Genomic DNA, 9,148 nt, shown 5'->3' on the forward strand with positions numbered 1-9,148 from the left:
ATTAATATCAAAAAATTAAGGAATTGTTTATGCAAACATTACCTAGTGTATCATCATGCCTAAAATCCACTACGGTGGGTTCTGGTATGATCTCAGTATTTATCACCCATTTAGAAAAATATAACGAAGGAAAATTGATCGGCGAATGGCTAGAGCTACCAACAACACCAGAAAAAGTAAAACAATGCTTTAAACAAATTGGCATTGATAATGTTAATTACAAAGAGTTCTTTTTAAGTGGTTACAAATCGTCTGTATATGGCATAACAAATTATATCTCTGAAAATAGCAATCTTAATGAACTAAATTATTTAGCCTGTAAACTTGATGAATTGAATCATGATGAAATGGAAATCTATGAAGCAGCCATTGACATTGGCGTAAATATTAATTCAATTACAGACTTAATTAATCTAACGGATAACTTAGATTGTTTTCAATGTCTATATAACATCAGCAATGAATATGATTTAGGTTTCTACTGGATTGCTGAAAGTGGTTGTTATAGTTTAAAAGAACTCGGTAACTTAACTAATTACTTTGATTACAAACGATATGGCCATGATATTGCACTTGAACAAAGTGGCACATTTTATTCTGGTAATTATATCTATTATACAGGTGAAATTTTTAGTTCCGATTACGATGGTAAAAGCGTTCCTGAAGAGTATTGTATTTCTACTATTTCAAAATGTATTGAATGATTAGTTATTCCCCTTATAAAGCTTATTTAAAGCTTTATAAGGGGAATTCATTAGTGATTTAAATTTTTGTTTGTGGCACTATTTTATCTTTTTATGTATAAATTTTGTGAGCTATTTCACAAAAATAATGTAATATTTGCAATATAAATTCATTTATTGCATTTGGATAGTGTGAATATTCAAGAGTTAATACAAAAAATTACCGATATCACCATTTGGAAAAAAGGGGATCAACGAGCACCTCATAAACCATTATTGCTTCTATATGTTCTATCACAATATAGACAAGGCCACGAGCGTTTATTTAATTATGGTACGGAAATTGAAGCTCCTCTTTTTGATTTATTGAATCGCTTTGGGCCACAGAGAAATCATTATTATCCAAATATGCCCTTTTGGCGTTTACAAAGAGATGGCTTTTGGCAATTGACTAATATTGAAAATTGTATTAATAACAATAAACCGAGCAAAGAACCAACCAGCAAGCAGCTTACATCATGCCAAGTTTATGGTGGATTTGATGAACCAACCTACCAATATCTAACAAAACATCCTCTTATTATTAATCAATTGGCTGAAAAAATTTTAAATCAGCACTTTCCCGAAAGTATTCAGGAAAATTTAATCAATCAACTTGAATTTGATTTTACTGATTTTTACCGTCAACGAGATCCAAAGTTTAGACAGTTGGTGTTACGGGCTTACAACTATCAATGTGCTATCTGCGGTTATGATTTAAGGCATGACTCAGTTTCAATTGGTCTTGAAGCTGCCCATGTAAAATGGAAACAACATGGAGGGCCTTGTATTGTAAATAATGGTTTAGCTCTTTGTTCATTACATCACTCCGCTTTTGATATGGGCGTAATAGGTCTAAATAGTGACCTAAAAATCAAAATATCCAACGGTACTAATGGTAATCAAATGGTAGAAAAGCTATTTTGGGATTTTGATGGTAAAAAAATTCTCTTACCAAGAACAAAAGAAGATTATTTACATGATCAGTTTATCGAATGGCATTTCAAGGAAGTGTTTAGATATTAAAAATTTTATTAAATATCGATTTATTTGATTCCTACAATTTAGCGATTCAAAGATAGAAAACAAAACGTCAAACGATTATTAATTTTTATAATACAGTAAAACACCTTATCAGTTTTTAGAAGATTTTTTAATCATGATGTGTAAAAAACTTAGGGAATTTCCTACAAATAAAGCATTAATTTTATATATTCATTACAGTAAATAACGTGAATAATTCCTATAGTTAACAATATAAATTATCAGAATAAAGTCTGAGCTTAATCTTTAATTAACATTAACAACTCAGCAACAGATTTTCCTAATGCTAAGGCAAGTAATGGTGGAACAGCATTACCTACTTGAGTATATTGAGGAACTTCAAATTTTCTCATTTGCCCCCCTGTTGTTACTTTAGAACGGAAGACAAAATCGTCTGGAAATGATTGTATTCTTGCCATTTCTCGAACTGTTAATACTCGCAGTTCTTTCTCATCATAATGGCAAGCATCATCAGGAATAGATAGAGCTGCGGGAGCTGGAGCATTGGCGTTTAGCGCTTTTTGAGTTTGTTTTTGAGTTGGATGCAACTTTAGATATTTTTCAAAATCTGTTTTATTCTGAAAAGTAACCATCTGGTTATTATCTTGTAAATATTCAAATGGTTTCAAATCTTGCCAAACATCTTCCGGTAAATAGTCTTCTTCACCTTTTAGAATACTAAAAACAGCATTCCTAATACGTCGATTATCACATTCCTGTAATATTTGATAAATTCGGAATCGGCATCTTACCAATTGGCTATTATTACGTAATTCATGATTACTAATTTTTTTTCTTGCTTTTAATATAGCAGTAAACTCAGTATTTAATGCTTGAATAAACGATGATGGTTTTGATGGATTATTGATCTTGAGATCATCCAATGCTGATTTTACGCAAACCTCGTTATGAGCGACTAAATGTTTTAGAAAAGAGTTTTTGAATAATGATAAATGCTCAGGTATCGATACATCGAAATACGGAAGGGAACCAAAAGATACTTTGTCTGCATTTTTTTGTATTGAGGCATAAAAAGACATCGATGGTGTAAATAAGATTTCTTCTGCACTTTTTTTTATAAAAAGTGACTTTAATTTTTGGAAAATATCATGACGAATAGCTAACATGATAAAGCGTGGTCGGTTTTGTGGTACGCCGGCAAATCTTGCATTTACATGTAGGCAAAGTGGAACATATTTTTTTGTGGCAAATACTTTAGCAACTTCAAACCAAGCATGATATAAAGAGCCATCTTTATCTTTAAATGCACGTAAAATACCCGTTACATTTTCAAGTAAAACTATTTTAGGTTGGATTTTAGAAACGAAATTTGCAAACTCCCAAGGAAGTATATTTTTATCACTATCTTTTTCACGTAAACCCGCCATACTAAAACTTTGACATGGTGGGCCTCCTGAAATGAGGTCTACTTCAGAATCATTGAATGCAGATTTAAAAGACAATAATAACTCATTATCACTATCAACTAATTTGTTTAGCTCAATAATGTTTCCAATAATAAGTGAGTTTTTTAATTGTTTTTTATCACTTGGAATATCACTGAAACCAGTGTTTATAGAAGGGTAATTAAATGGGTTTTCTCTTAAGCGCTCAAGCAAGCTATCAAATTGACTAGAAAGCCAAAATGCTTTTTTAGGTTTTTTATTCTTTTTTGCTAGATCTTCAAAATTTTCATTAAAAAAGTTATAAGCAAATGTTTCTGCAGCCATTGGTGATAGTTCGTTAGCAAGGGTGAGTTCAAACCCGGCTTTTTCTAGTCCTAGAGATAAACCACCACAACCAGCAAATAATTCGATATGACTAAACTTTTTTTGAGACTTCAATTGATATACCTAAACAAAAATATTAGAAGTGAATTCTAAACTAGAAAAGAGGAAAAGTCCAGGGGTTAACTATATTGAATTTGACTTTTGCGTGTTGTCTCGATATTCTTAAAGATAAGGCTTAGAGAGAAGCCGCCAGTCCACGCTCGTAAAGACTCATTCGTCCTCTCTGTAATAAAAAATCGTTTCAATTGCACTTTTAACTTATTTGTGGGCAGTAAGTTTAGTGCATGTATTTCTTTGAAATTTTTTATTACAGGGAGGAAACATGCCTAAAGAACATCCTTATATTGCTCATTTAAAGAAGCAAGCTAAAACACTTAAAAAACAAAGTAATATTACTAGTACAAAAGCATTAGATGATATTGCTCGCCAGAAAGGTCATTCTAGCTGGAAGGCTTTACTTCGAGATTTCGAAAAAAATCAAAATTTAAAAACGCCAACCGCTAAAATTTCAACAACTTTTGTTGAAAGTGATGATATTGAGCTTGATGCAGAAGATCAGGAATTATTAGCTGAAGAGCGTAAAGAGGAGCTGCCATCAGATATTAAGCTTAATGTATTAGAGAACCAAAAAACATTGGCATCCCATTCTATTGATTATTCTATTTTTGAACCAACAAAAACAGGACTGAAAAAATCAATTCTTGATGCAACACAACCAGTGAGAACCCATTTTGAACTTGCTAAGTTTCATCACTATGCTAAACAACAGCAAGGAATTGAATTTAAGAAAATATCTAAAGCATTCTTTTTATCTCCATCGACGATTCGCGAAACCAAAATGAGTCTATATCGGCCGGTAACGAAGAAGGGTGACCCAAGGATGTGGTTTACTGCTTTAGGTACTTTTGCTGAGGCTGGCGATCAAATTGCTATCATTATCTTTAATCAAGTTCCTTACTTGCTAAATCTAAGTAAAGTTAATCTGAATAATGAATTAAAAGCGCTTAGGAGTAAAATTAGTAGCTTTATTTATGAATATACAAAACAGACGAATACGATTGCTGATGAGCTATTATTTAAATTAAAAGAATTGGCTAAAAAACCGATAAAGGCAATCGGACATGGTGATACCACGGTAGGAATGTCAATTGAATGTGCGCTTGGCATTCCCCCTAACTCGAGTAAACAACCTGATTATAAAGGTATTGAATTGAAGTCAGGTCGAGGAAATAAAAATAAAACTCGTACCACACTTTTTGCTCAAGTAGCTGATTGGTCAAACAGTCATTGTAAAAGTAGTGCCGAAATTTTAGATAAATATGGCTACCAAAGGGAAGAGGATTTTAAACTATACTGTACATTAAGTACCCAGCAAAAAAATAGCCAAGGTTTAAGATTTGAAATAAAGGAAGATATGCTTTATGAGTGGCATATAACAGAAAAGAATGGTAAAGAACTCAAAGAGCCAGTTGCTGTATGGAATGGCTCCATGTTACGTTCACGATTACATGAAAAACATTCAGAAACCTTCTGGATTGAAGTTGAGAGTATTTTTATCAACGGCGAAGAATATTTTAACCTTAAATCAATAATTCATACTAAATCGCCATTATTAAATCAGTTAATGCCTTTAATTGAGAATGGTGTAATCACTATGGACCACCTAATTAAAAGGAATGCAAAAAACAATCGTGTTTCAGAAAAAGGTCCATTATTTAAAATTGACAAACGGAATTTGGAATTACTATTTCCTAAGCCTGTTAAGTACCAATTAAATTAACTTTTAAAGAGGCATTTACAGTTATATTGATATAGGTTTTATTTTTCTGCTCTCCCGCTCAAAATTAGTTTTCGGTAAAAGTGTCAACTATTCAGGCAGAGGGAGAGGGGTGAGTTGGTTTATTATAGAATTTGGTGACAAAATTGCCATCGCTTCTAATTGGAAAATACAAAAATATGGGGTAGGTCTCCTTGTGTAGGGGCATATATTTAAATATTATGTTGCCACAGATTTATTAAATTAATTGTATCGCTATTTGGCGCTTTGTCTTTAGGTAATCTATCAACTTGTAAAACTACTGGTGTATGAAATGCTACACCGGATACCACACAAACTCCTGCTGGCAGTTTAGGTATTTGACTACGATCATTACTATCAAGAGTGCTAATAGCATTTTTAAGTAAATTAAGATCATTTTCATTAACTAAACGATGCAAAAAATAATTATGTAATTGTGAAATAATTGTAGGTGATATGTCCGCAGGTCTTTGGCTTGCTATCGTTATAAAAAAACCAAATTTTCTACCCTCTTTAATAATTTCCTCGAATAATTCTAAACGATAATCTTTCCATGAGTTTGCTTCTCTTGTTGACTGTTCGGATAGAATATTATGAGCTTCATCAATAATTAAATGAAAAGATTTTGATTGTCCATTTGGCAAGCTATCAATAACAGCCTTATGATGATTAAAATATGTTTTAGCCAATAGCATAGCAATTGTTTTCTTCATTCCTGCATTGCAATTTCTTAATGAAAGAATTTGTATAGGCTTTTGCCTTGCCTCTTCAAAACTATCAACTATTTCAATTACTTTTTTCAAATCTTTTTGTACTGCACTGATTTTACTAATAAGAGGACTTATATGTTCATATTGAATAAAATTATTAGTTGTAGAATTAATGAGCTGTAACTGTGCTCTTACCATAACTTCAAGAAAAGGATTATTTTGTGAATCAACTTCTTCTTGCAGGTTAAAATTATCTATATCAACTGCCTGAATATCTGCTGTAGCACAATAGTTTCTAAGTTGATTTTTTACATCATTAGCTGAATTAAGATGGACGTTGGTTTTAGAATTAAAAATGTATTTTGAGGTTGTAGCGTTCCAGATGATACCAATTGCTGTTAATAAATTTGATAAGTTATTTGTTGCTTCAGTATCTATTTCTTTTAATAAAGAATGAAGTATAATTAATGTTTCTTTATGTTGGTTTACACCAAATATATTATCAAAAGTTTTATTAAAATAAGATGTTAAAGGGGCTTGTTCATTATAAGAGATACTTCTATTTTTGCTATTGACTAAATGCTTTAAAAAAGGCGTTTGTGTTTTTTCAGAAGCAGAGTACAAAACAGATAATAATTCAGCATCCCAAAATTCAGTTGCAGAAATTTGCAATTTTTGTTGCCCATTTCTTTCATGAGTACTTAAATTAAGATAATTAGCATATGTCTCATACTTATTATAAATATTCTGATACTCACCATTAAAATCTATTAATACAAAAGAAGATTTATTTTTAAATTGCTGAACTTTCTTTTCAAAAAGAGACATATATAATTTAGCTAATGTATTAGATTTTCCACTTCCTGTATTACCAAAAATACCTATATGTGAAGCAAATACATTATTAATGGGAATATTAATAACATTACCTTCTGATAATGTTTTACCTAATTCAATAGAGTCTTCATTACTTTCCTTAACACCATTTACATTAGTGTTCTTATTTCTCCCAGTATAATCATAAAGTTGATCTAGCTGTCTGGTATTAACTAAATAAAGATCATCTCCTATCATAGGTAAATACTTAACACCTTGGTTGAATAAATTATTTTCAAAGTAACCAAGAATATTAATTTCTATATATCTATCATAGCTTTTGTGTATAGGGGTGCCTTCTGGCAAAATTTTCGGTTCTATAACTTCTTCACCTTCTATTTTCCCAATAAGATCAATATAGCCTTTACGTATAAGTATAAACTCATTAATACTTATTCCTCTGTATATTTCGCCATTAAAAAAGTAACTCATTTTATTAAGATGTGGCTTTACAAATGCTTTTACTTTTGTGCCTCTAACAGCAGATACATGACCAACACAAAATTGTTCTATCATAATTTATTTTCTTCATTTGAATTGAAAAGATAAGATATAAACTTAGTAAAATTGATTTTCTCTTCATCTGAAGGAGGCTTTATAATTTTTATATTTTCAAAATTAATTAAATCCTCTGGAACTTTAGTTCCTATGGATAAGCAAAAAATATAGACAATTAATTGTTTGTTAGACAAAGATCTCTTAACAATTTCTCTAATATGTTCATCTGCAAATGAAAAACCAAAACAAATAAGCAATGTTTGTGGTTTTTCTAATTCATAGCTTAATAACCTAAGGCACTGATAGTAATGTTGCTGAAAAACTGTTTCTTCAAATTTTTTCTTAGTAGGATTAACAATCGCAATCTTATTATATTCACTTATAAACTTATCTAAAAAACCTCTTGTTCTTCTGAAAATTGAAAAGCATTTTTACTAAAATCAGGGGATAGTTCAATAAGCCATTTATTTTTTAATTCTTCAATAACTTTTGAATTGTTAACATCACTCAATAGACTATCTATTTCTTGAATATAATGATGTGGATATTCTACAGAAATACTACTGTTTTCTTTCTTCCATGAAATAGAACCATGAACTTTAATTAAATTAAGCATTGGTATTTCATAACGATAATTATCTAAAGTACCTTGATGAGCTACAGATAGATGAAAATTGCTTATACTAAGGGATCGTTTGATTAAACCTGTACTCCCATCATTTAGAATAAACTTATGAGTTTTATGTAATTGGTCAGCACATCTTTCAAAAAAAAGATCGTAGTTAGTTGTAAAAATATTAGCTCTATGAATATCTTTTTGCTGTTTTCTTTCTAAAAACTGTATTAATTTTACTATAAAACTCAAATAAGATTCGAAAGTGCTACTTATCTTGTTAATTTCTTCTATATTGTCCGGTGGCGGCTGTAAACAAAATGCTTTTTGAATAATATTAATATAATAATTAAAGAGTATAAATTTACATACAGTTTCTTTATTTTGATTTTGCTCAAGTAATGTTTCATAAGACGTTTCATCAATCAACTTTAAGGTTGGTATATAATCAGCTGATGCTCCTGAACCTATTAGAAAATTTATATTTTTATCAAAACTATCTTTTGTTGAAAAAATATCATTAGTCATATTAATTAGTTCTCACCGCGCAATAATATATTAATGATATTATCTAATTATTTATTTTTAGTACAGAAATCTTAACCAGAAAATAAACAAATATTTCATTTATGATATAAATAAAATCATAAGAGAATACATCAAGTTTAAAAAATTCAGTACAGGGTTCCAAAAATAGGTCTTTGATTATCCTTTATCTAATATATATTTTTCATTAACTGATATTGCTAGGGGCTGTTGATCTTTTCTGTACATAAATTACTCAACAATACGTTGGCAGCCACATTAACATAAATGCCAGTGATACCATACTAGCATAATTCCTTTCTAACTTATCGTATCTAGTTGATATTGAACGATATTGCTTGATTCTAGCAAAGGCATTCTCGACTAAATGACGATAGCGATAAAGGCACCTATCCATACTGCTTTTATCTATATCCTTACCATAATCATGTCGTTGTCCTTCAGAAAGCTCAAAACAAATAGGCAAACCACCACTATCAACCGCAAGATGAATTTTAGTTGAATGACCACCACAGCTCTGACCTATTTGCTCGGAATGCTCCGTTGCAGCG

At 30.7% G+C, this 9,148-nt stretch carries 7 protein-coding genes and 1 pseudogene; 3 read left to right on the plus strand and 5 right to left on the minus strand.

Annotation, left to right across the window (positions count from 1 at the left end):
* The first annotated feature begins 29 nt into the window (after positions 1–29).
* On the plus strand, positions 30–704 hold the full coding sequence (locus ACYIAJ_RS06925; RefSeq protein ID WP_483564544.1) for an antirestriction protein ArdA: 675 nt from the start codon (positions 30–32) through the stop codon (positions 702–704).
* A gap of 171 nt (positions 705–875) precedes the next feature.
* On the plus strand, positions 876–1,748 hold the full coding sequence (locus ACYIAJ_RS06930) for a phosphorothioated DNA-binding restriction endonuclease (RefSeq protein WP_483564545.1): 873 nt from the start codon (positions 876–878) through the stop codon (positions 1,746–1,748).
* A gap of 257 nt (positions 1,749–2,005) precedes the next feature.
* On the opposite strand, the gene ACYIAJ_RS06935 is transcribed toward ACYIAJ_RS06930, so the two are convergent.
* The gene (locus ACYIAJ_RS06935; RefSeq protein ID WP_483564546.1) at positions 2,006–3,610 is read right to left on the minus strand and encodes a DNA cytosine methyltransferase; all 1,605 of its coding nucleotides are present in this window, start codon (positions 3,608–3,610) and stop codon (positions 2,006–2,008) included.
* 268 nt (positions 3,611–3,878) lie between these two features.
* Here ACYIAJ_RS06935 and ACYIAJ_RS06940 point away from each other — a divergent pair, with 268 nt between their 5' ends.
* Complete coding sequence (locus tag ACYIAJ_RS06940) at positions 3,879–5,336, plus strand: MvaI/BcnI family restriction endonuclease (protein WP_483564547.1); 1,458 nt, start codon at positions 3,879–3,881, stop codon at positions 5,334–5,336.
* A 209-nt stretch (positions 5,337–5,545) separates the two neighbouring features.
* Here ACYIAJ_RS06940 and ACYIAJ_RS06945 read toward each other — a convergent pair whose 3' ends face one another.
* The 4 genes and pseudogenes from ACYIAJ_RS06945 to ACYIAJ_RS06960 form a co-directional block, all read right to left on the minus strand.
* A complete protein-coding gene (locus ACYIAJ_RS06945; RefSeq protein WP_483564548.1) occupies positions 5,546–7,456 on the minus strand; it encodes an ATP-binding protein in 1,911 nt (636 codons plus the stop codon).
* Positions 7,453–7,824 (minus strand): annotated as a pseudogene (locus ACYIAJ_RS06950) (SIR2 family protein); the annotation flags it as partial. The gene ACYIAJ_RS06945 and the pseudogene ACYIAJ_RS06950, both read right to left, overlap by 4 nt.
* Positions 7,825–7,829: 5 nt before the next feature.
* Positions 7,830–8,579 (minus strand): hypothetical protein, encoded by a 750-nt coding sequence (locus ACYIAJ_RS06955; RefSeq protein WP_483564549.1) that lies wholly within the window; start codon positions 8,577–8,579, stop codon positions 7,830–7,832.
* Between the two features lie 253 nt (positions 8,580–8,832).
* Positions 8,833–9,148 (minus strand): transposase (locus ACYIAJ_RS06960; protein ID WP_483564550.1); only part of this gene is annotated, 316 nt, incomplete at its 5' end.

The sequence above is a fragment of the Gilliamella sp. X-46 genome, assembly GCF_057063525.1.